Origin of the sequence: Nonomuraea sp. SYSU D8015 (genome assembly GCF_008065375.1) — a bacterium.
Lineage (GTDB): Bacteria > Actinomycetota > Actinomycetes > Streptosporangiales > Streptosporangiaceae > Nonomuraea.
Map to the genome: position 1 here is coordinate 461685 of NZ_VJYI01000004.1, position 22398 is coordinate 484082.

General features: G+C 70.3%; 21 protein-coding genes, 1 tRNA gene and 2 riboswitches. Of the genes, 9 read left to right on the forward strand and 13 right to left on the reverse strand.

The window, feature by feature from the left end; translation table 11 throughout:
• The first annotated feature begins 2 nt into the window (after positions 1-2).
• The gene (locus ID574_RS21440; RefSeq protein ID WP_188190705.1) at positions 3-524 is read left to right on the forward strand and encodes a hypothetical protein; all 522 of its coding nucleotides are present in this window, start codon (positions 3-5) and stop codon (positions 522-524) included.
• A 268-nt stretch (positions 525-792) separates the two neighbouring features.
• Positions 793-1143: an HNH endonuclease signature motif containing protein gene (locus ID574_RS21445; protein WP_188190706.1), complete on the forward strand. Its 351-nt coding sequence runs from the start codon at positions 793-795 to the stop codon at positions 1141-1143.
• Positions 1144-1146: 3 nt separating this feature from the next.
• On the opposite strand, the gene ID574_RS21450 is transcribed toward ID574_RS21445, so the two are convergent.
• The 4 genes from ID574_RS21450 to gcvT all read right to left on the reverse strand — a co-directional run bounded on the left by ID574_RS21450 (position 1147) and on the right by gcvT (position 4374).
• A tRNA-Leu gene (locus ID574_RS21450) sits at positions 1147-1229 on the reverse strand.
• Positions 1230-1467: 238 nt separating this feature from the next.
• The gene (locus ID574_RS21455) at positions 1468-2844 is read right to left on the reverse strand and encodes an L-serine ammonia-lyase (RefSeq protein WP_188190707.1); all 1377 of its coding nucleotides are present in this window, start codon (positions 2842-2844) and stop codon (positions 1468-1470) included.
• Positions 2845-2902: 58 nt separating this feature from the next.
• Positions 2903-3292, reverse strand: coding sequence for a glycine cleavage system protein GcvH (gcvH, locus tag ID574_RS21460; RefSeq protein WP_188190708.1), 390 nt, complete (start codon positions 3290-3292; stop codon positions 2903-2905).
• Positions 3289-4374, reverse strand: coding sequence for a glycine cleavage system aminomethyltransferase GcvT (gcvT, locus tag ID574_RS21465; protein WP_188190709.1), 1086 nt, complete (start codon positions 4372-4374; stop codon positions 3289-3291). The genes gcvH and gcvT overlap by 4 nt, the downstream gene beginning before the upstream one ends.
• Positions 4375-4407: 33 nt before the next feature.
• Positions 4408-4507, reverse strand: a riboswitch (glycine riboswitch).
• 89 nt (positions 4508-4596) lie between these two features.
• Positions 4597-4694: riboswitch (glycine riboswitch) on the reverse strand.
• A gap of 105 nt (positions 4695-4799) precedes the next feature.
• Between gcvT and ID574_RS61665 the strand changes: the two genes are divergently transcribed.
• On the forward strand, positions 4800-5657 hold the full coding sequence (locus ID574_RS61665) for a hypothetical protein (protein ID WP_188190710.1): 858 nt from the start codon (positions 4800-4802) through the stop codon (positions 5655-5657).
• A gap of 322 nt (positions 5658-5979) precedes the next feature.
• Here ID574_RS61665 and ID574_RS21475 read toward each other — a convergent pair whose 3' ends face one another.
• Genes ID574_RS21475 through ID574_RS21490 form a run of 4 tightly spaced genes read right to left on the reverse strand, consistent with a single transcriptional unit; the run spans position 5980 to position 10152 of the window.
• Positions 5980-6669: a gamma-glutamyl-gamma-aminobutyrate hydrolase family protein gene (locus tag ID574_RS21475; RefSeq protein WP_188190711.1), complete on the reverse strand. Its 690-nt coding sequence runs from the start codon at positions 6667-6669 to the stop codon at positions 5980-5982.
• Between the two features lie 10 nt (positions 6670-6679).
• The gene (locus ID574_RS21480; protein ID WP_188190712.1) at positions 6680-7444 is read right to left on the reverse strand and encodes a 3-oxoacyl-ACP reductase; all 765 of its coding nucleotides are present in this window, start codon (positions 7442-7444) and stop codon (positions 6680-6682) included.
• A gap of 6 nt (positions 7445-7450) precedes the next feature.
• The gene (locus ID574_RS21485) at positions 7451-8791 is read right to left on the reverse strand and encodes an aldehyde dehydrogenase family protein (protein ID WP_188190713.1); all 1341 of its coding nucleotides are present in this window, start codon (positions 8789-8791) and stop codon (positions 7451-7453) included.
• A 2-nt stretch (positions 8792-8793) separates the two neighbouring features.
• Positions 8794-10152 (reverse strand): glutamine synthetase family protein, encoded by a 1359-nt coding sequence (locus ID574_RS21490; protein ID WP_188190714.1) that lies wholly within the window; start codon positions 10150-10152, stop codon positions 8794-8796.
• 124 nt (positions 10153-10276) lie between these two features.
• On the opposite strand from ID574_RS21490, the gene ID574_RS21495 reads away from it, so the two are divergent.
• Genes ID574_RS21495 through ID574_RS21510 form a run of 4 tightly spaced genes read left to right on the forward strand, consistent with a single transcriptional unit; the run spans position 10277 to position 12785 of the window.
• Positions 10277-10981 carry a FadR/GntR family transcriptional regulator gene (locus ID574_RS21495; RefSeq protein WP_188190715.1) on the forward strand — a complete coding sequence of 235 codons (705 nt, stop codon included), beginning with the start codon at positions 10277-10279 and terminating at the stop codon, positions 10979-10981.
• A gap of 40 nt (positions 10982-11021) precedes the next feature.
• A complete protein-coding gene (locus ID574_RS21500) occupies positions 11022-11777 on the forward strand; it encodes a hypothetical protein (protein ID WP_188190716.1) in 756 nt (251 codons plus the stop codon).
• Positions 11778-11781: 4 nt separating this feature from the next.
• A complete protein-coding gene (locus ID574_RS21505) occupies positions 11782-12099 on the forward strand; it encodes a hypothetical protein (protein ID WP_188190717.1) in 318 nt (105 codons plus the stop codon).
• Between the two features lie 26 nt (positions 12100-12125).
• The gene (locus ID574_RS21510) at positions 12126-12785 is read left to right on the forward strand and encodes a nucleotidyl transferase AbiEii/AbiGii toxin family protein (RefSeq protein ID WP_223166925.1); all 660 of its coding nucleotides are present in this window, start codon (positions 12126-12128) and stop codon (positions 12783-12785) included.
• On the opposite strand, the gene ID574_RS21515 is transcribed toward ID574_RS21510, so the two are convergent.
• From ID574_RS21515 to ID574_RS21535, 5 genes are all read right to left on the reverse strand, one after another.
• The gene (locus ID574_RS21515; RefSeq protein WP_188190719.1) at positions 12752-13552 is read right to left on the reverse strand and encodes an SGNH/GDSL hydrolase family protein; all 801 of its coding nucleotides are present in this window, start codon (positions 13550-13552) and stop codon (positions 12752-12754) included. The two genes, ID574_RS21510 and ID574_RS21515, sit on opposite strands and share 34 nt — an antisense overlap.
• On the reverse strand, positions 13552-14127 hold the full coding sequence (locus ID574_RS21520) for a PadR family transcriptional regulator (protein WP_188190720.1): 576 nt from the start codon (positions 14125-14127) through the stop codon (positions 13552-13554). The genes ID574_RS21515 and ID574_RS21520 overlap by 1 nt, the downstream gene beginning before the upstream one ends.
• A 60-nt stretch (positions 14128-14187) precedes the next feature.
• Entirely contained in the window at positions 14188-15753 is a 1566-nt protein-coding gene (locus tag ID574_RS21525; RefSeq protein ID WP_223166926.1) for a nickel/cobalt transporter, read from the reverse strand.
• Positions 15750-16949 (reverse strand): tetratricopeptide repeat protein, encoded by a 1200-nt coding sequence (locus tag ID574_RS21530; protein ID WP_188190721.1) that lies wholly within the window; start codon positions 16947-16949, stop codon positions 15750-15752. The genes ID574_RS21525 and ID574_RS21530 overlap by 4 nt, the downstream gene beginning before the upstream one ends.
• A 153-nt stretch (positions 16950-17102) precedes the next feature.
• On the reverse strand, positions 17103-18479 hold the full coding sequence (locus ID574_RS21535) for a DUF4331 domain-containing protein (RefSeq protein ID WP_188190722.1): 1377 nt from the start codon (positions 18477-18479) through the stop codon (positions 17103-17105).
• A 230-nt stretch (positions 18480-18709) separates the two neighbouring features.
• Here ID574_RS21535 and ID574_RS21540 point away from each other — a divergent pair, with 230 nt between their 5' ends.
• Positions 18710-20419, forward strand: coding sequence for an ABC transporter ATP-binding protein (locus ID574_RS21540; protein WP_188190723.1), 1710 nt, complete (start codon positions 18710-18712; stop codon positions 20417-20419).
• Between the two features lie 116 nt (positions 20420-20535).
• Positions 20536-22185, forward strand: a complete 1650-nt coding sequence (gene hutU, locus ID574_RS21545; RefSeq protein WP_188190724.1) for a urocanate hydratase — start codon at positions 20536-20538, stop codon at positions 22183-22185.
• The last annotated feature ends 213 nt before the right edge of the window (positions 22186-22398 follow it).

Below are 22398 nucleotides of genomic sequence, written 5' to 3' on the forward strand. Positions count from 1 at the left end.
TGATGGCGGATCATGATCGCGACGCCGGGTCGCGCGGTGAAGAGGAAGCACCGCGCGACCCGACCTCGGACGAGACCGCTGCCTCTTCGAGCGGACGCGACACGGATGTCTACCCCACGCAGTCGGGCCTGAAATACGGCGAGATCCCCCCAGGGCCCCCTGACTACACCACGACGGCGCATGCGATGCCCGGCTCGGCCGGAATGGGCTCGTCCCAGCAACCGCCACCGCGCTCCGACTCCTTCCGCGACTTCGTCCGGCGGAAGCCGGCGCAGATCGCCGGGGCGGGGTTGATCGGTCTCATCCTGGGCGCACTGCTCGGCGGCACTGCGGTGGCCGTGGTGAGCAACCTGGCCGACCGGCACGATCATCACAGGATGTATTGGGAATACAGCGAATGGGGGCCGCAGCGTCCCTTCGTCATCCCCGATCGCCCCGCAGTGTCGTGCTATGACCTTCCGGATGAAGTCGTCTTTTGCCCGCAGAGGCCCGGTGTGGAGGGCGTGCTTCCCGATCCCGAGTAGGCTGGCATCGGTCGAGTTCGGCATCGACACCAGCCAGTTTCGACGTACATCAAGAAGCAAATATACACATGAGCTACTGTCTGCGGCCGTGGCGGCTTCCATGAGCGTCTATGGGTTCTCGACCACCTCGAAATCCCGCGACGCGGTGGAGCGCATTCACATATCAGTCGCCGCATCAAGGCCCTTGGCATAGATATATCGCACTTTTCCCATGTAACCCTAGGACGAGGTCGGGCTCGCGGCTGAGGAGTCGCGTTCGTCGGCGTCCATGATGCGCTATCTCGGACTGCCGGTCGGCGAGACACGCACGTTCACCAGTGCGGTGATGGCCAAACCACGCCGAGACCCCAGAGCCGTTCTCGTGCAGCGTCCTTCCGGCGCGCGCCGCACCCCTGGCGCGGTCCTGCGGCGTGCGCTGGCTGAGATCGGCGTTCCGGTCGCGTGTGTGGAGTGCGGGATCGGAGCAGTCTGGCAAGGGGCACCGCTGACACTGGAGGTGGACCACGTCAACGGTAATCCGCTGGACAATCGCCGGGAAAACCTGCGACTCCTGTGTCCGAACTGTCACTCGCAAACGGCGACATTCACCGAGCGAAACAAGCGTCGGCCCGGTGCGTAGATGTGCGGGCGGGGGGACTCGAACCCCCACAGTGTCTCCACCAACAGGACCTAAACCTGCCGCGTATGCCATTTCGCCACGCCCGCGTTGCTCCCGCCAAAGCGGGCCTGAAACAGTTTAGCGCTCCGCGCGGGCAGGGAGAGCAGCATGAAGGTGAAATGTCCTTGAGGGACGCGGTGGGCTGCTTGCGTGTGTACTCGATCACGTCGACAGCTGGCGGTGATGTGATGCGCTGCACCGCGTACCCGCTAAATGCGCATTTGAGCGGCTCGGAGCTGCCGAGGCCTGTACCAGGGACGGACTGCCCCATCCCTGGTACAGGCTTCAGCACTCGATCACGTTGACGGCCAGGCCTCCGCGCGACGTCTCCTTGTACTTGTCCAGCATGTCCCGGCCCGTGTCCCGCATCGTCTTGATGGCCTTGTCCAGGGCCACGTAATGGCGGCCGTCGCCACGTAGGGCGATTCTGGCCGCCGTGATGGCCTTGTTGGAGGCGACCGCGTTGCGTTCGATGCACGGGATCTGCACCAGGCCGCCGATCGGGTCGCAGGTCAGGCCCAGGTTGTGCTCGATGCCGATCTCGGCGGCGTTCTCCACCTGCTCCGGAGTGCCGCCGAGGACCTCCGTGAGGCCGGCGGCGGCCATCGAGCAGGCCGAGCCGACCTCGCCCTGGCAGCCCACCTCGGCGCCCGAGATCGAGGCGTTCTCCTTGAACAGGACGCCGATCGCGGCGGCCGTCAGGAGGAAGCGGACCACGCCGTCGTCGTCGGCGTGGGGGACGAAGCGGGTGTAGTAGGTGAGGACGGCCGGGATGATGCCGGCGGCGCCGTTGGTGGGGGCGGTGACGATGCGGCCGCCGGCGGCGTTCTCCTCGTTGACCGCCAGCGCGAACAACGTCACCCAGTCCATCGCCTGCAGCGGGTCCTTCTCGGGTGGCTCCGACTGCAGGCGGCGGTGGAGCTGGTTGGCGCGGCGCTTGACCTTGAGTCCGCCGGGGAGGACGCCTTCCTTGGAGATGCCGCGGCGCACGCACTCGGACATGACGCGCCACAGGTTGAGGACGCCCGCGCGGATCTCCTCCTCGGTGCGGCCGAAGGCCTTCTCGTTCTCCAGCATCAGAGCGGAGATCGACAGACCCGTGTTGGTGCAGTGCTTGAGGAGCTCTTCCCCCGTGGTGAAGGGGTAGGGGAGGACGGTGTCGTCCGGCTTGATGCGGTCGGCGCCGGTGGCGTTCTCGTCCACGACGAAGCCGCCGCCGACCGAGAAGTAGACCTTCTCCCGCAGTGGCTCGCCCTCGGCGGTGTACGCGGTGAAGCGCATGCCGTTGGGGTGCTCGGGGAGCGAGATCTTGCGCTCGAAGACGAGGTCCTGGCCGACCACGAAGGGGATCTCGTGGGTGCCGTACAGCTTGACCGTGCCCGACGCGCGCATCGCGGCCAGGCGGTCCTCGACCGTGTCCACGTCCACGAGCTCGGGCTTCTCGCCCGACAGCCCCAGCAGGACGGCCTTGTCGCTGCCGTGGCCCTTGCCGGTGAGGCCCAGTGAGCCGTACAGGATCGCCTCGACGCGCTCCACCTGCGCCAGGAGGCCGTCGTCATGCAGGCCGCGGGCGAACTTGTGTGCGGCCGCCATCGGGCCGCCCGTGTGGGAGCTGGAGGGGCCGATGCCTATCTTGAAGAGGTCGAAGACGCTGATCGCCATTGATGTGCGCCTTTCATCGCGAAGGCCGGGGCCCGGTGCCGAGCCCCGGCGGGAAACTTCAGGAGTCGCCTGAGGTGAGTGCCGCATACTCCTCGGCGGACAAAAGGTCCTCGGGGTCGCCCTCCATGCGCACGCGGAACATCCAGCCCTCGCCGTACGGGTCGCTGTTGACCAGCGACGGGTCGTCCGCAACGGACTGGTTGACCTCGACGACCTCACCGCCGACAGGCGTGTAGATCTCGCTCACGGACTTGGTGGACTCCACCTCACCGACGGAGTCGCCGGCCTCGACGATCGAACCGACCTCGGGGAGCTGCACGTAGACGACGTCACCAAGAGCCTCGGCGGCGTAGTCGGTGATGCCGACGGTCACGGTCAACCCGTCCTCGACCCCGGCCACCCACTCGTGCTCCTTGGTGTAGCTCAGCTCGTCAGGGATGTTGCTCACTTCTTCCTCCTGTAAAAGGGCAGCTCTACCAGGTCCATAGGTTCTTGGCTGCCCCGGATGTCCACAGCCAGGCCTTCTGCGACGCCGGTGTCCACGTAGGCCATCGCGATGGGCTTGCCCAGGGTCTGGGAGGGCGCACCGCTGGTGACCTCGCCGACGACGGCGCCGTCTTTGGTGACCGGGTAGCCGTGGCGCGGCACCCGGCGGCCCCGCGCGACCAGGCCGACCAGGCGGCGCCGCGGCGGGTCGTCCTTGACCGCCTCGAGCGCCGACCTGCCGACGAAGTCGCCGGGCTTGTCGAATTTCACCACCCTGCCCAGCCCCGCGTCGAACGGGGTGAGTTCGGCGTTTAGCTCGTTGCCGTACAGCGGCATTCCGGCCTCGAGCCGGAGCGTGTCGCGGGCGGACAGGCCCGCGGGCTTGAGCCCGTACGGCTCGCCGGCCGCCATGACGGCGTTCCAGAGCGGCACCGCGTCCTGGTTGGCGACGAAGAGCTCGAAGCCGTCCTCGCCGGTGTAGCCGGTGCGGGCGATGAGCGCCCGCCGGCCGTCCACCAGGCCGGGCAGGCCGGCGTAGTACTTGAGTCCGTCCAGGTCGGCGTCGGTGAGCGTGGCGAGGATCTCCTGGGAACGCGGGCCCTGGACGGCGATCAGCGCGTACTGGTCGGAGCGATCTTCCACCACCACGTTGTACGACTTCGCGCGATTTTTCAGCTCATCACTGACTTTTTCGTAGTTTGAGGCGTTCGCCACCACCATGAACTCCTCGTCCCCGAGCCGGTAGACGATGAGGTCGTCGAGCACTCCGCCCCGCTCGTTGACGATCATGGTGTATCTGGCCCTGCCGGGCGCCAGCGCCGACAGGTGGCCGACCAGCGCGTAGTCCAGGGCCTCGCCGGCCTGCGGTCCCGTCAGGAAGATCTCGCCCATGTGAGAGAGGTCGAACAGCCCGGCCGCGTTGCGGACGGCGTTGTGCTCGGCGGACTCACTGCCGTATCGCAAGGGCATGAGCCACCCCGCGAAGTCGGTGAGCGTGGCGCCGAGGCTCTCATGAACGTCTCGTAGCGGTGTCGGTCGGGACATGTTCGCACCTCAGGACAGGATCGGATGCCAGCATCCTCCCCCTCTGTCATCGATGCCTGAGAGCTTCGCCCGGTTTTTGCCGGACTTTCACCTTCGGCGAGGCCCCACAGGCCTGCTTTCCAGAGGACACCGTCGAACAAGAAACCTGACTCAAGCGGACTGTCGCCCTGCGTCGTGCCCGGTACGGCCGTAGCGCCAGCCCACTTGGCAGATTTCTTCTTCGTATGCCGTGCGGTCCTTTGCCTTGAGAGGTTCGCGGGGAGGGCTTGCTCCTTCAGGGGCCCTGACCGGCTGTCAGGGCACTCTCCCGCACGGTTTCGTCGGTGATGCCCGCCAGCCTAGTGGTGTTATGGGGGTGTTGTCGCGTGGCGACTCCCGTGAACCGCTTGGGGAGCGATGACGTGGAAAGGGGTATGAATCGGCGAATGGCGGCTCTCGGCCTGGCGGCCGCCCTCACCATCACGTCCTGTGGCGCCCAGGAGGTCACGTCCCACGCACCTCCGACGCCGCCGACGCGCTACCAGGCCAGTCTTACCGTGCTGGAAGGCGGCGGGCACGGGCCCCAGCTGTGCCAGGCGGTCCTCGAGTCGGACCCGCCGCAGTGCGGCGGCCCGGACGTCGTGGGGTGGGACTGGAGCAAGGTCGAGCACGAGTCGCGTGGCGGCGTGAAGTGGGGCGAGTACCGCGTCGTGGGCACCTGGGACGGCGCCAGGCTGACGCTCACGGAGCCGCCGGGCGAGCCCGTGGCGGAGCGGCGGGACCCGGCGACGGAGGACGACTTCGCCAGCCCTTGCCCGGAGCCCGAGGGCGGCTGGCGGCCGGTCGACCCCGCCAAGGCGACGCAGGAGTCGCTGGAGAAGGCGATGGCGCGGGCCGCGACGGCCGAGGAGTTCGCGGGGGCGTGGATCGACCAGAACTTTCCTGATCCGGCGCCTACTACTCCCGAGGAGATGGAGAAGCAGGGCAACGACCCGAAGCGGCTGGTGCTGAACCTGAGGTTCACCGGGGATCTGGCCGGCCGTGAGAAGTGGATCCGGGAGGTTTGGGGCGGCGCGCTCTGCGTCAGCGGTGCGCAGCGCAGCGAGGCCGAGTTGCGGGAGATTCAGCGGCAGGTCGAGGGGGAGTTGGGGGAGGGCGGGTTCACCGCGGTGTCCTCCAGCGTGACGCGGAACCGGGTGGAGGTGGCCGTGTGGGTGGCGACCGATGATCTGCGGAGGAGGATGGACGACAAGTACGGCGCGGGTGCCGTCATGGTGACGGGTGTGCTGGAGCCGGTCCGATAGCCGTCGGGGTGCTGGTACTGGTGCGGGTGCCGGTGTGGGCGTGCGTGGGCTGCGGGGCGGGCGAATGGCTGGGCGCCGTGCGTGTTGCGCCGAACTGCACCGCACATCGTCTCGCCGACCCGGCGCCGGAAGGGGGCAGGTGGCGAGCCTGCGGTGGGGCGCCTGAGGGCATGGGGAGCGGCCGGTGGGGCGCCGGGAGGGGCGTGGGGAGCGGTCGGTCGGGCGTTGGGAAGGCGGGTGCGGGAAGGTGCGGCGGTCAGGTCGGGGAGGTGGTCGCGGGGCCTCGGAGGTGGTGGCGGGTCGCGAGGGCGGTCGGCGAGCGTTAGCAGGCGGCGACCAGGGCCTCGAAGAGGGCGCAGTCGTCGGCGGCCTCCGGGTGCCACTGGACGGCCAGCGTGAACGGCCCCGAGTCGAGCTCCACCGCCTCGATCGTGCCGTCCTCGGCGGTGGCGGAGACCGTGAGGTCTGCGGCGAGGCGGTCGATGGCCTGGTGGTGGTAGTGCGGGACCGTCACCGGGTCCGTGCCCAGCGTCTTGGCCAGGCGCGTGCCGGGCACCGGAGTGACGGGCAGCGGGCCGAAGCGGCCGGGCGCGGGGGAGTGGCCCTCGTGCCCCACCGCGTCGGGGAGATGCTGGTGCAGGGTGCCGCCGAGGGCGACGTTGAGCACCTGCAGGCCGCGGCAGATCCCGAGGAACGGCAGCTCGGCGTCGAGGGCCGCGGCGAGCAGGTCAAACTCCGCGTCATCTCGAAATTTCCGGATGTAGCCGGTCTTGGCCTCCGCCGTCTCCCCGTACCGCCCCGGGTCGATGTCGCCGCCCCCGGCCAGGATGAGCCCGTCCAGCCGCTCCACCAGCCGCGCCGGCTCGCCCGCCGGCGGCAGCACGACGGGCTGCCCGCCGGCGCGTACGACCTGCTCCACGTACATGTACGGCAGCAACGCGACGGTCATGTCCGTCCACACCGTGAACGCGGCGGGCTCGACGTAACAGGTGATGCCGATGACGGGACGCACGGAAGGCCTCCTAGAGCGGCGTCACGTAGGCGCCGGAGATGCCGCCGTCCACCAGGAACTCGCTGGCCGTGATGAACGACGCGTCGTCGCTGGCCAGGAACGCCACCGCCGCCGCGATCTCGGACGCCTCGGCGAAGCGCCCCACGGGAACGTGCACCAGCCGCCGCTGCGCCCGCTCCGGGTCCTTGGCGAACAGCTCCCGCAGCAGCGGCGTGTTCACCGGTCCGGGGCACAGCGCGTTGACGCGTATGCCCTCCCGGGCGAACTGCACGCCCAGCTCGCGTGACATCGCCAGCACCCCGCCCTTGGAGGCGGTGTAGGAGATCTGCGACGTCGCCGAGCCCATGACGGCCACGAAGGACGCGGTGTTGATGATCGAGCCCTTGCCCTGCCGCCGCATGTACGGGATGACGTGCTTGCAGCACAGATAGACGCTGGTCAGGTTGACCTCCTGGACGCGGCGCCAGGCGTCGATGCCGGTCTCCAGGATCGAGTCGTCGTCGGGCGGCGAGATGCCGGCGTTGTTGAAGGCGATGTCGACGCCGCCGTACGTGGCGTGCGCCGTCTCGTACATCCGGACGACGTCGTCCTCGCTGGTCACGTCGGCCTTGACGAACAGGCCGCCGACCTCGTTCGCGGCCTTGGCGCCCGCCTCCTCGTCGACGTCCACGCAGACGACCTTGGCGCCCTCCTCGGCGAACCGGCGCGCCGTGGCCAGCCCGATCCCGCTGCCCGCGCCGGTGATGACCGCCACCCGATCCTGCAACCGCTGCACCTGATCTCACTCCCAGGAGATGAAGACGTTCTTGGTCTCGGTGAACGCCGCCAGGGCGTCCGGGCCGAGTTCCCTGCCGAGGCCGGACTGCTTGAAACCGCCGAACGGGGTCCAGTAGCGCACCGACGAGTTCGAGTTCACCGAGAGGGCGCCCGACTCGACCGCCCTGACCACGCGCAGCGCCCGCCCGACGTCGCGGGTCCAGATGGACCCGCTCAGCCCGTACGGGGTGTCGTTGGCGACCCGCACGGCGTCGGCCTCGTCCTTGAACGACGCCACCGACACCACGGGCCCGAAGATCTCCTCGGTGAACGCCGGGTCGGTGACGTCGGGTGTCAGCACGGTCGCCGGGAACCAGTAGCCCTTCCCCTGCGGGCAGGATCCCTGCAGGTAGGGGTCGCGGACGAAGCCGCGTACGCGTTCCAGGTGCTCGGCGCTGATCAGCGGGCCCATCTCGGTGCTCTCGTCGAGTGGGTCGCCGACCTTGACGGCCTGGACGGCGGGGGCGAGCAGTGCCATGAAGTCGTCGTACACGTCGGCCTGGACCAGCAGCCTGGAGCGGGCGCAGCAGTCTTGGCCGGCGTTGTCGAACACCGCATAGGGGGCGGCTTTGGCGGCCTTCTCCAGGTCCGCGTCCGCGAACACAATATTTGCCGACTTGCCGCCCAGCTCCAGCGTGATGCGCTTGACGTGCGCCGCCGCCTTGGCGGCGATCTCCTTGCCGACCTCGGTGGAGCCGGTGAACACGATCTTGGCCACGTCGGGGTGCTCGACCAGCCGGGCCCCCGCGACCTCCCCTGCCCCAGGCAGGACCTGGAGCACCCCCTCGGGGAGGCCCGCCGCCAAGGCCAGCTCGGCCAGCCTCAGCGCGGTCAGCGGAGTCCATTCCGCGGGCTTGACGATCACGGTGTTACCGGCCGCAAGCGCGGGGGCCACGCCCCATGACATGATCAACATGGGGAAGTTCCACGGCACGATGACGCCCACCACGCCCAGGGGCTCCTGGAACGTGATGTCCACGCCGCCGGGCACCGGGATCTGCTTGCCGTGGTTGCGCTCGGGGGCGGCGGCGTAGAAGTGCAGCACGTCGCGGACGGCGCCGGCCTCCCAGCGGGCGCTCCCGATCGGGTGCCCGGCGTTGGCCAGCTCCAGCCCAGCCAGCTCCTCGCCGTGCTCGTCCACCAGGTCGGCGAAGCGCCGCAGCAGCCGGGCCCGGTCGCCGGGGGCCACGTCGCGCCAGGCTGGGTACGCCTTCCTGGCACGCTCCACGGCCCGGTCGACCTCGGCGGCGTCGGCGAGCTCGACGTCGGCGAGAACGTCCTCGGTCGCCGGATTAACGATCTTCATGCTCACATCCGTTCGAAACCACGGAACAACTCCCAGTCCGTCACCGCCGCGTCGAACGCGGCCAGCTCCACCCGCGCGTTGTTCGCGTAGTGCTCGACCACGTCCTCGCCGAACGCCTCGCGGGCCAGCTTCGACCCCTCGAAGAGGGCGAGCGCGTCACGCAGCGTGTGCGGCACGGTCTCGGCGCCGGAGGCGTAGGCGTTGCCCTCGTACGGGTCCTCCAGCGGCAGCTCGTTGTCGATGCCGTGCAGCCCGGCCGCCACCAGCGCCGACACCGCCAGGTACGGGTTGACGTCGCCGCCCGGCACGCGGTTCTCCACGCGCAGCGAATGGCCGTGGCCGACGAGCCGGAGGGCGCAGGTGCGGTTGTCGACGCCCCACTTGACGGCCGTGGGGGCGAAGCTGCCGGGGACGTAGCGCTTGTAGGAGTTGACGTTGGGGGCGTACATCAGGGTGAGCTCGCGCAGGCAGGCCTGCTGACCGGCGATGAAGCGGGCGCCGAGCGGCGAGAGCCCGTACGGCCCCTCGCCGGCCATCACGGGGTCTCCGTCCTGGCTGCGGACGGAGATGTGGATATGGCAGGAGTTGCCCTCGCGCTGGTTGGGCTTGGCCATGAAGGTGATCGACTTGCCTTCCTGGGCGGCGATCTCCTTGGCGCCGTTCTTGTAGATGGCGTGGTTGTCGCAGGTCCGCAGGGCCTCGTCGTAGCGGAAGGCGATCTCGTGCTGGCCGAGGTTGCACTCGCCCTTGGCGGACTCGACGTACAGGCCCGCGCCCTCCATGCCGAGCCTGATGCGGCGCAGCAGCGGCTCGATGCGGGCGGTGCCGAGGAGGGAGTAGTCGACGTTGTAGAGGTTCGCGGGCGACATATCGCGGTATGCCCGCTTCCATGCGTCCTCGTAGCTGTCCTCGTAGACGATGAACTCCAACTCGGTGCCGACGTACGCGACCAGGCCGCGCTCGGCGAGGCGTGCGAGCTGCCTGCGCAGGATCTGGCGGGGCGAGGCGGTCACGTCGCCGCCGCCCTCCCAGGCCAGATCCGCCATCAGCATCGCCGTGCCCTCCTGCCACGGCACCCGGCGCAGGGTGCCGAGATCCGGCTTCATCACGAAGTCGCCGTATCCGCGTTCCCAGGACGACATCGCGTACCCCGAGACGGTGTTCATGTCGATGTCGACCGCGAGCAGGTAGTTGCAGCCCTCAGAGCCGTGGTTCACCACCTCGTCGAGAAAGTAGCGCGCTGACAGCCTCTTGCCCTGCAACCGGCCCTGCATGTCGGCGATCGCCAGCAGAACGGTGTCAATGCGCCCGGCCGTCACCTCGTCGCGCAGCTCGCCGACGGTCAGGAACCCAGCTCTCACGTGACGTCGCTCCGATCTGGCATAGCGCGCTTTCCCGTTGATTGGGCTAGTCTCAGACCATTGATGTGCATGGCGGGATCCCTTGTCAAGACCTGAGGACACGTTGGACGAGTCGGCGCGTTTGATGACGGTGTTGCGTCCGGTGCGAGCGGGCAACGCCTTCGAGGAGACCGTGGAGCGCCTCCTCCAGGCCATCAAGCTGGGCGTGGTGCCGCCCGGCGACAAGCTGCCCCCCGAGCGGGAGCTGGCGGTCCAGCTCGGCATCAGCAGGGTGACGCTCCGCGAGGCGATCCGCGCCCTGTCGGACGCGGGCTACCTCGACGTACGGCGAGGCCGGTACGGAGGCGCCTTCGTGACCTACGTGCCGCCCGAGCCCGACGCCGGCGACCTGCGGCAGGCCGTGGCCGAGATGGGCATGGACGACCTCGCGGACGCCCTCACGTTCCGGCTGGCGGTGGAGTGCGGCGCGGCCCAGGTGCTGGCCACGTCCGAGCTCACGGAGGAGCAGCGGTCCGTGCTCTGCCGCAGGCTGGCGGAGCTCAACGAGGCGTCGCTGGAGGACTACCGCCGCCTCGACACGGCCTTCCACCTGTCCATCGCCGAGCTGACCGGCTCGACCCTGCTGGCCACGACATGCGCGGACGCCCGGTCGCGCGTGAGCGACCTGCTGAACGCGATCCCCATGCTGCAGGTCAATCTGGACCACGCCGCCGTGCAGCACCAGGCCATCGTGGACGCCATTCTCGCGGGCGACCCGGACGCGGCACGCCGTGCGATGACCGAACACCTTGAGGGCACGGCCGCCCTGCTGCGGGCGTTCCTGTCCTGACGCGATCCCGGCATGCGCCCCGTACCATCGTTTTGGGGTCATGGGGAGTTGGTTTCAGCACAACATCGTCGCAACAGGACGGCTGCCGCTGTTCTGTTACTTCGTCACGCTCATCGTGGCGTTCATCGCCACGCGCATCAACGTCCGCCTGATCCGGGCGAAGATCGGCTGGTTCAGGAACGTGAACGTGGGCGAGATGCACATCCACCACGTGGTGTTCGGCGTGGTGCTGATGCTGGTCGGCGGCGTGACCGGCCTCATCGTCTCGTCCGCTTCGCAGGTCGCGTACGCGGTCGCGGCCTGCATCTTCGGCGTCGGGTCGGCGCTGGTGCTGGACGAGTTCGCGCTGATCCTGCACCTGCACGACGTGTACTGGGAGGAGGAGGGGCGCACGTCGGTCGACGCGGTCTTCATCGCGATCGCCGTCACGGGCCTGCTCCTCATCGGGCTACGCCCTCTGACGTGGGACTACGGCACCTGGGTCAGCCCGGCCGCGCTGATCGTGGCCAACCTGGTGCTGGCCGTGATCACGCTGCTCAAGGGCAAGATCTGGACCGGCATGGCCGGGTTGTTCGTGCCGCCCATGCTCCTGGTCGGCGCCATCCGGCTGGCGCGCCCCGGCTCGCCGTGGGCCCACTGGTTCTTCGCCAAGCGGTCGCCGCGGAAGATGGCGCGGGCGATCCACCGGGAGGAACGCTGGCGGCGGCCGGTGATCCGGGCCAAGATCGCCTTCCAGGAGTTCCTCTCCGGGCGTCATGATCTGCCTTCCACGCGGCGTAGCCGTCGGCATACTTGACGTCATGACGCTTCCTTCGTGGTACGAGGGGCTGGAAGACAAGATCCCCGACTCCCTGGACGATCTACGCGGACCGGCCGAGGGCGTCGTGGCTCTGCCGCCGCATCTGGCGTGGTCGGGGCTGACCGAGTTCGACGTGTCGAAGCCCGGGATCCGGATGGAGATGTATCGCACCGTGATCACCACCGGCCGGCGGGTCGACTACGAGTCGTACTTGAACGCGGATCACCTCGCCGCCGACTGGCCGCTGCTGCGGAGAGGGCTGGGGCCCGGATACCGAGACGCCTGGGAGAGGAAGCTCCCGCTGCGGCGAGCCGTCTGATGGACTTCCCGCCTTTCCAGGCACGCATGCTGGACGCCGTGTCACCGGTCTGCGAGCGCTACGGGCTGGTGCTCGCGGGCGGCTATGCGATGCGAGGCCACGGCCTCACCGATCGCCTGAGCAAGGACCTCGATTTCGCCACGGAAATGCCTCTGTCCGACGTGGTCGGCGGTGTGACGGAAGCATTCCACGAGGCCGGCTTGCGTGCCTCGGTCATCGAGGTGACGCCTCGGATGGGCCGGCTGATGGTTGAGGACCCGACGACCGGCGAGACCTGCGCGTTCGACCTCCTGCGCGAGGCGCTGCAGGAGCGGCCGATCACATGTGGCGGCCTCAAGGTGCTCGGCCTGGAGGACGCGATCGGGCTGAAGATGCGTGCCGTGCACGAGCGCGGCCTCGCGCGCGACATCATCGACGTCGCGGCGGCGGCGCACCTGTACTCCTACCGCGCGCTCGAGCAACTCGCCGTCGTCCACAACGACACCTTCTCGGTGCACGAGCTCCTCTCACGGCTGGAGTTCGTGGACAGCATGGCCGACGAGGCCTTCGAGGCCTATGGCCTGGACGAGGAACGGACAAGGGAGATCCGCCGGTTCGCCCAGGGGTGGGTGGAGGACATCAAGCTGCGGCGGGCCGATGACGGTGACGTGGATTACGACGCCGACGATGTGCCCGATATCGACTGATCTCCACTGATCACCGGCGTGAGCAGGGGGCGCTTGGCGGTGCGGCCGTCGCCTGAGGATCGGCCCCGCAGGCGGCGCCCGATCCACGGCCCCATGAACGTGGCCAGCCACCTCACCTCCGTCGCCGCCGCCCGCCAGGCAGGCGGTACGGGCAACGGCGGGAGCGGCGACATCCACGCGTCGTCGCTGCCCGGCAGGCCCAGGGTGTGCGCGACCGCGGCGGCGAACCGGGCGTGCCCCTCAGGGCTGGCGTGCAGCCGGTCCACGCTCCACATCCTGGCGTCGGTGGTGAACGCCAGCGGAAACGTGTCGATCAGCGTGACTCCGTGGCGGGCGGCGGCGTCGCGGACGCGGGCGTTGTAGTCGAGGAGCCTGGGCTGTATCGGCCGGGCCAGCGGTGCGACCTTGGCGAAGTCGGGGAAGGTCATGGTGATCACGTGGGCGCCCGCGCCGGTCAGGGCGGCGAACATGTCCTCCAGGACGCCGACGACCGCGGCGGCGTCATAGCCGGGGCGGATGATGTCGTTCATGCCCGCCATGACCGTGGCCAGGTCGGGACGCAGCTCCAGCGCGATCGGCAACTGCTCGTCGCGGATCTGGGCGGCCCGCCGGCCGCGGACGGCGAGGTTGGCGTAGAGGAGGCCCGGATTGGCGCGGGCCAGGTGCTCGGCCAAGCGGTCGGCCCAGCCGCGGTGGCCGCGGACGTCGTCGCCGTCGCCCAGGCCCTCGGTCTGGCTGTCGCCGAGCGCGACGTAACGGCTGTACATCAGGGCAGCTCCCTTCGGGTATATGCGGCGCGTTCGCTCAGTGTCCGTGCGGTCCGCAGGCACCAGTCACGGACCTCCCGTTCCAGGCGGCATCCGCCGAGGCAGGTCAGGTAGGGGCCGACGCGTTCGCCCTGGCGGAGGAACGTCTCCTCGTCCAGGTCGCCGCGCAGGCGGACGAGCATCTTCTCGAACAGGGCCAGCTTGGCCGCGGCCTCCTCCGCCCGCTCGTGGAGCTGGGCGATCACGGGGGCGGGGTCGAGCCGGTCGACGGCGTGCACTCTGACGGCCAGGTCGTCGCGGATGAGCAGCGGTTTGGGCGGCGCCGCGGCGAAGGCGGCAAGCTCGGCCATGCCGGCCTCGGTGACCGTGAACACCCGCTTGTTGGGGCGGCCTTGCTGGACGACCTCGCGTCCCGCCACCAGGCCGTCGGCCTCCAGTCTGGTCAGCTCGGCGTACAGCTGCTGAGGGCTGGCGTACCAGAAGTTGGAGACGCCCACGTCGAAGATCTTGGTGAGCTGGTAGCCGCTGTATTCGCCGTCGAGGAGGGCCGCGAGGACCGCGTGTCGGAGAGCCATGTGCTAGTCATGTCCATGAGTAGTCACGGGCATGACTATAGGCGGGGGTGGCAGGTCGCGCTAGAGGGCGGCCACCGAGCGGAGCGCCAGGCCCGTGCCGAGGAGTACGACCATCGCGGCCGTGCCGAGCGGGGCCAGGCCCGACACGCGCGCGGCCAGGCGGCGGCCCGCCGAGGCGCGCCGTTCCAGGCGGTCGACCAGCTTGACGAGGAGCAGGCCCGTGACGGTGAGGGTCGCGGCCATGCCGATGCCGTAGGCGGTCACCAGGGCCACGCCGAACCAGGTGCGGCCGAGTGCGATGGCGCCGAGGAGGACGATCAGGGCCGAGGGGCTGGGGACGAGGCCGCCCGCGACGCCGAGCCCCACCAGACCGGCCCGCCTGCCCTTGTCCGTGCCGTCGGCGCCCGCGACTTCGGCGCCGTCATGCCCGTGCCCATGCCCGTGTCCATGTCCGTGTCCATGTCCGTGTCCATGCCCACGCCCGTGTCCATGCCCGTGTCCGTCTCCGTGCCCATGCTCCTGTCCGTGCCCGTGCCCGTGGAGGGGGTTGCGGCGGGTGGTCAGGAGGAGGCGGAGGCCGATGACGGCGATCAGGGCGCCGCTGGCCACGCCCAGCCAGGCCAGCACCGACTCCCCGGCCAGCGCCGTGAAGACCGTCAGCAGCAACCCCACCACCAGCACCCCGGCCGTGTGGGTGGCCGTCACCGTCGCGCCCACCACGAGCGCGTCGCGGGGGCGGCCGCGCCGCCCGGCCAGGTACGCGGCCATGATGGTCTTGCCGTGCCCGGGGATCAGCGCGTGCCCGGCCCCCAGCACCACAGCCAGCCCGACGGCCAGCAGCCCGAGCGGCACCGTCAGCGAGTCCGAGCCGACCAGCTCCGTGAACGTCCTGTCCAGGGCGGTCAGCGCGTCCCCGACGGGCCCGCCGATCCCGATCCCGCCGGGCGCCGCGGCGCCTCCGGCGCCCGAGCCGCCGGAGGCGGGAAGGCCGCCGGGCCCGGACACGGTCATCGTGGCGGTGCGCCGGTCGAGCGGATCGGCCAGCAGGTCGTCGGGGTACGCCCGCAGCTCCCGGCTCACACTCACGGCGGGCACCGAGGAACCGGTCAGGCGTACCCCGTCGCCGACGGCGGTGATCTCCCGCCAGCCGATTCTGTCCTGCTCGAACCCGTCGGTGAACTCCACGGCCCCCGCGGCGCGGACATCGGCCACGAGCCGGCAGGACAGGCGGCTGGTCTGGAGACCCCCTTCGCCGGGGGCGTAGGCGAACTCGGCGCCCGCCACCCGCCACGGCACCGCCGCGCCGGCGACCACGAGGCGCTGCGCCGTCGCGAGGCCGGCGCAGCGGCGGGCCGCGTACCCGGCGTCGACCTGGGGCTTGGCCTGCAGCGTCGGCAACTCGGCCAGGTCCACGACGGCGAGGTTGTGTATCGCGGCAGGGGTGATCCGCAGGCCGTTGTAGTGGTTGACGGTGAACCTGCCGAGCGGGTGCATCGCCGCCGACGCCTGCGCCGGGCCCATCGACGCCTGCGCTGGCCCCGCCGACGCCTGCGCCTGCCCCGCGAGCACGAGTGACAGCAGGGAGGCCGCCAGGGCGGACATCAGGCTGAGCCGGACCGTTCTCATGAGAACCTCGCCAGGGCGGGCAGGGACGGGTCGAAGGCGGGGTCCACGCGGGCCGGCTCGCCCAGGGCCTGCTCGATCTTCGCTCGGTGGTAGGCGAGCAGCGGGTTCCGCCAGCCGGTGGAGGTGGCCTTCCTGGTGTACGGGAGCGCCTCTGCCGGTTTGCCGGCCTTGTACAGCGCCCACGCCAGGGCGTCGGCGGCGACGAGGTTGGGGTTGCGGGCGTACTCGGCCCTGGCGTGCTTCACGGCCAGCGCCGGATCTCCGTGGTCGGCCTCGAACTCGGCCCACGTCAGGTCGTCGCGGACGCCCGCGTCCTGGAACAGCCGGCGCTGGGCCTTGAGCAGCGTCCAGTCAGGCTGCCTCCCGGCCTTCAGCCGCGTCTCGCCCTGCTCGATGAGGTACTGGGGGAGCGGCAGCCGTTCGACCACCTCGTCGTAGAGCGCGAGCGCCTCGGTCAGGCGGCCGCCGAGCGCCGCCGCCCTGGCCTGGCCCGCGAGGGCCGGCGTGTAGGCGGGGTAGGCCTGCAGGGCCTTGGCGTACCAGTCCTGGGCCGTGGTCAGGTCGCCGGAGTGGAGGGCCAGCTCGCCCAGGTAGTAGCGGGCGTAGGCGAGGTCGGCCGGCAGCCAGGCGTCCTCGTGCGCGTACTCGAGGTACCGGCGGGCGCGGTCGAGGTCGCCGTGCAGCTCGGCCGCGTAGGAGGCCCGGGCGAACGCCGCCACCCCGGGCCGCAGGTCCATCATCTTCGCCACCGCCCGCTCGGCGCCGCGCAGGTCGCCGAGCTGGGTCTTCGCGTCGGCCAGCACGCCGTGGGCCGCCGCGGAGTACGGGTTGGCCGCGATGGCCCGCTCGGCCAGCCGTACCGCGGCGGAGAAGTCGTGGCGGCCCGCGGCCAGCGCCGCCTGACCGGTGAGGACCGCGTCGTCGTCCACCTTGAGCCTCGCGGCGGCGTCGAGCGCGCCTTCGGCCTTGGCGTAGTACGACGGGTCGCCGGTGATCCTGGCCTGGTCGACGTATTGGACGGCGAGCTCGGCCCAGCCGCGGTAGTCGCCGGGCAGACGCTTGAGACGCTGCTGCAGCGTCTCGGTGACGGGCAGGACCGCCGCGGCCCGCCGCTCGGCGGGCGCGGCGGAGAAGGCGATCGTGAAGACCATCGCCACGAGGAGGGCGAGTCCGGCGAAGATCGCGAGGGTGCGCATGGCGAAGGCTCCAGGAGCTGGACGTCGGGCCGGCCGGCCGCGACGGGGAACACGGCCGGCCGGCCCTCTCTCTGGCGGCAGACGATGGGAGACGGGAGGTCTGCCGCCCGGGGAGACCGGCCGGTCTGGAGAGGGAACCGGCCGGTCGGGGCATCAGCGCTGCTTCACAGCGACGTTGCTGGGCAGCGGGATGTACGGGAACGACTGGAGGAACGGTTTGTCGTTCCTGTCCACCTTGTCCGTGAGGCCGGGGACGAGCTTGCCGGTCAGCGCGGCGCCCGCCACGGCCTGCAGCTCGATGTCCACGACGTCGTCGGTGAGGCGGCGGCCGTTCGGGAAGCCCTGCAGGTCGCCGGCGAGCACGCCGAGCCGGTTCGGGTCCTTCGACGGCGGGACCGCCATGTTGAGCCGCAGCATCTCCGAGGGCCGGAGCTTGGCGGCGTCCTTGTTGAGCACCTGGGAGTTGAGGTCGGCCTTGATCGGGCCGTTCTGCTTCGCGATGCCGGTCAGGAAGATCTCGACCAGGTCGTCGCGGGGCGTCGCGGGCGCCTTGATGCCGTAGACGGCCTCGAGCAGCCTGGCGACCTCGGGGTCGGTCACCCGCTTGACCAGCGCGGCCACGTCCGCGTCCCGCTCCGGGGGCAGCGCGTTGAACGCGTCCTTGAGCCCGGCGGGCGCGACGACCTCGTTGACCAGCGGGTTGCCCAGGCGCGAGACCTGGACGTACTTGCTGCCGTTGAACTTGTCCGTGGTGGACCAGACGCCGATCACCGGGTTCCGCTTCGGGTCGCCCTTGGCGGCCAGGTCGGACTGGGGGACCTGCACGGCCAGCGTGTTGACGTTGTAGCCCTTGGTGGTGTCCTGGCCGACCTCGGAGAGGTTGCCGCCGTAGAGCAGGTCGAACACCCGCAGGTCCAGGAAGAACGCCTCGTCCGACTGCCCGGCGAACGCCTTGCCGCCGCCGGGCAGGCCCCTGATGGACTGGGCGCGGAGGGTGCCGTAGTCCGGCATGGAGGCCGGGCCGACGTTGCTCGGTGCGACGACGCCGTCCGGGATCAGCGTCCTGGAGCCGCCCGGCGTGATGCGCTTGAGCGTGTAGCGCTGGCGGAAGAGCAGGTCTGGGTCGTTCAGCGAGGTGACGGGTCCGTTGTTGTACAGGAACGTGGTGGTGCCGCGCTTGTCCTCGTGGCGGAAGGTCCACTGGTAGGTGACGTCGGGCTGGGCGTCGCCGTCGTTGTCGATCTTGATGTTGTACCGCGAGTTCGTGTCGAACGTGTAGAAGTTCGGGCCGCCGTTGGGCTCCTGGAACGGGATCCAGTTCGCCAGCAGCGTCACCGTGCCGGCCTTGTCGGGGCTGACGAACGCGTACACGTCGGTGTTGTCGTTGCGGGGGTCGCCCGCGATCTTGGGAGCCTCGCGGTGCGAGGAAGCGGTGCCGGAGTCTATGCGGAGCACGGCCAGCGACGACGCGGCGACCGCGGCGGCGAGACCGAGCCCGGCTAGAGCGCGCCGGTTGATCCGGAGCTCCATTCTGGGTCCTTTCGAGGTGCTGATCGTTGGTGCGAGGTTCCGGCCGGGTTCCTCGACGCCCTATTCGTCCGGCGGCCGACGCCGGATGTCGTCTCATCCTCGAGAAGGAGAAGTCAATCAAAGTTGACATACTTAGGTCGTCAATTTAGGTTGACCCTGTCGACGTGGTGCGGATCGCGCGGTCCCGTTCGTTGGAGAGCAAGTCACGCAATGTCGTGAAAGGGGATGTGGTGCTCAAAGAGTTGCTCGCCTATGTCCGTCCGCACCGGAAGATCCTTTTCCTGGGCGGCCTGCTGGGTTTGATCGGCTCGGCGGCGGGGCTCGCGATGCCGTTGCTGGCCAAGTATGTGGTGGACGCCTTCGGCGGTGCCGGATCCATGGCGGGGCCGTTGTTAGGACTGACCGCCGCCGTGCTGATCGGCGCTGCCGTGTCCGCCGCCGGCAGCTACCTGATGGAGCGCACCGGCGAGGGCATCGTGCTCGGCGCCCGGCGCAAACTCGTGGACCGGATGCTCCGGCTCAAGGTCGCGGACGTGGACCGGCTCAAGCCCGGCGACCTGCTGTCGCGGGTGACCGGTGACACGACGCTGCTGCGGGCGGTGCTCACCAACGGCATCGTGGAGTCGGTGAGCGCGGCGTTCATGCTGGTCGGGGCCATCGTCATGATGGCGACCATGGACGGCGTGCTGCTGCTGGTCACGCTGCTCGTGGTCGTGGTGATCGGCGGACTGGTGGCGCTCATCATGCCGAAGATCCAACGGGCGCAGGAGCAGGCCCAGGAGGCCGTGGGCGAGATGGGGGCCGTCCTCGACCGGGCGCTGCAGGCGTACCGGACCGTCAAGGCGAGCGGCGCCGAGGAGCGCGAGATCGCCGTGGTCGGCGACGCGGCCGTGCGCGCCCGCGACAGGGGGCTGCAGGTCGCCGGATGGACCTCGCTGGCCGGGGTGGCGACCTGGATGGCGGTGCAGATCGCGTTCCTGTGCGTGCTCGCCGTCGGCGGCGCCAGGGTCGCCTCCGGCACGCTGGAGGTCTCGTCGCTGATCGCGTTCCTGCTGTACCTGTTCTACCTGGTGCCGCCGATCGGACAGCTCGTCCAGGGCGGCGTCCAGTTGCAGCAGGGCCTGGCCGCGATGAAGCGGATCAAGGAGATCGAGGAACTGCCGGCCGAGCCCGCCGAGCCGGTCGCGGTCGCGGAGAGCGCCGAGCCGGTGGGGGTGACGTTCGATGATGTGGTGTTCCGGTACGGCGAGGACCGGCCGCTCGTCCACGACGGGGTCAGCTTCGAGGTGCCGCCCGGCGGCCTGACCGCGCTGGTGGGGCCGTCCGGAGCGGGCAAGTCCACGGTGTTCGGCCTGCTCGAACGCTTCTACGACCACCAGAGCGGCACGATCGCGATCGGCGGGCGGGACATCCGCGACTGGCCGCTGGGCGAGCTGCGGGCCGCGCTCGGGTACGTCGAGCAGGACGCCCCCGTGCTGGCCGGCACCCTGCGGGAGAACCTCCTGTTCGCCGCCCAGGACGCCACCGAGGACGAGCTGCGCCACGCCATCGCCCGCACCAGGCTGGACGACCTGGTGGCCAGGCTGCCCGACGGCCTGGAGACGCCGGTCGGGCACCGCGGGGTGCTGCTGTCGGGCGGCGAGCGCCAGCGCGTCGCCATCGCGCGGGCGCTGCTGCGCAAGCCGAGGCTGCTGCTGCTCGACGAGGCCACCTCGCAGCTCGACGCGGTCAACGAGCTGCGGCTGCGCGAGGTCATCGCCGAGGTCGCCAAGGAGACGACCGTGCTGGTCATCGCGCACCGGCTGTCCACGGTGACCAACGCCGACCGCATCGTGGTCATGGAGGCGGGCGGCGTACGGGCGGTCGGCACTCATGACGAGCTCGTCGGCATGGACTCGTTGTACCGGGAACTGGCGGCCACGCAGTTCCTGGTGAGTTGAAGATCTTGCCGGCTACAGCAACCCGGCTGACAGCTGATTGAGCGGCCGCTTGCCTGGCGTCGGCGAGCGGCCGGGGTAGTCTCTTCGTGAATGAACCCATTCACGAAGGGGCCGCCATGACCAGGACCGTCCGCGCGCCGCGAGGCACCACGATCACCGCCAAGGGCTGGCCGCAGGAGGCCGCCCTCCGCATGATCCAGAACAACCTCGATCCCGAGGTCGCCGAGCACCCCGAGCAACTCGTCGTGTACGGGGGATCGGGCAAGGCGGCGCGCGACTGGCCCTCCTTCGACGCGATCGTCAGGACGCTGACGACCCTGGAGGGCGACGAGACCCTCCTCGTGCAGTCCGGGCGGCCCGTCGGCGTGTTCCGCACCCACGAGTGGGCGCCGCGCGTGCTGATCGCCAACTCCAACCTGGTGCCCGACTGGGCGAGCTGGGAGGAGTTCCGGCGGCTGGAGGCCGCCGGGCTCACCATGTACGGGCAGATGACCGCCGGGTCGTGGATCTACATCGGCACGCAGGGCATCCTGCAGGGCACGTACGAGACGTTCGCGGCCGTCGCCGCCAAGCGCTTCGGCGGGTCGCTGGCCGGGACGATCACGCTGACGGCGGGGCTGGGCGGGATGGGCGGCGCCCAGCCGCTGGCCGTGACCATGAACGGCGGGGTGGCCATCTGCGTCGACTGCGACCCGCGCTCGGTCGCCCGCCGCATCGAGCACCGCTACCTCGACGTGGAGGCCGCGTCCGTGGAGGAGGCGCTGCGGCTGGCGTACGAGGCGCGCGACGCGCGGCGGGCCCTGTCGATCGGGCTCGTGGGCAACGCGGCCGAGGTCGTGCCCGGGCTGCTGGCCCGCGGGGCCGAGATCGACATCGTCACCGACCAGACGTCCGCCCACGATCCCCTGATGTACCTGCCGCTGGGCGTGGCCTTCGAGGACATGGCCGCCGAGCGGGACAAGGACCCGGCGGGGTTCACGGAGCGGGCGCGGGCCTCGATGGCGCGGCACGTGGAGGCCATGGTCGGGTTCCTGGACGCGGGGGCCGAGGTGTTCGACTACGGGAACTCGATCAGGGGCGAGGCGCAGCTGGCGGGGTACGCGCGGGCGTTCGACTTCCCCGGGTTCGTGCCCGCGTACATCAGGCCGCTGTTCTGCGAAGGGAAGGGGCCGTTCCGGTGGGCCGCGCTCAGCGGCGACCCCGCCGACATCGCCGCCACCGACCGGGCGATCCTGGAGCTCTTCCCCGAGAACGAGGCGCTCGCGCGGTGGATCAGGAAGGCCGGCGAGAAGGTGCACTTCCAAGGGCTGCCGGCGCGGATCTGCTGGCTCGGGTACGGCGAGCGGAACGTCGCCGGTGAGCGCTTCAACGACATGGTGGCGTCCGGGGAGCTGCGGGCGCCGATCGTGATCGGGCGGGATCATCTGGACAGCGGGTCGGTGGCGTCGCCGTACCGGGAGACGGAGGCCATGGCGGACGGGTCGGACGCGATCGCCGACTGGCCGCTGCTGAACGCCATGCTCAACACCGCCTCTGGGGCCGCCTGGGTGTCGATCCACCATGGGGGCGGGGTCGGGATCGGGCGATCCGTCCACGCCGGCCAGGTGACGGTGGCCGACGGGACCGCGCTGGGGCGGGAGAAGCTGAACCGGGTGCTGACGAACGACCCGGGGACGGGGGTGATGCGGCACGTGGACGCCGGGTACGACCGGGCCGCCGAGGTCGCCGCCGCCCGCGGGGTCCGCATCCCCATGCGCGAGTCCTGACCCTGATCCCCAGCCCTTTCCTGTTGGCCTCAGGGGGCGTGGGCGGCCCTCTCGGCCGACGCGGCGCCGAGGGTTGGTCGCCGTGCGTGTTGCGCCGGACTGCGCCGTACACCCTCTCGCCGACCCGGCGCCGGGGGGAGTGGGAGGGCGCGGTGACGGCGGGCGCGGTGGCAAAGGATGGTCGCCGTCGCCTCCCCGACGCGTGCCGTACAC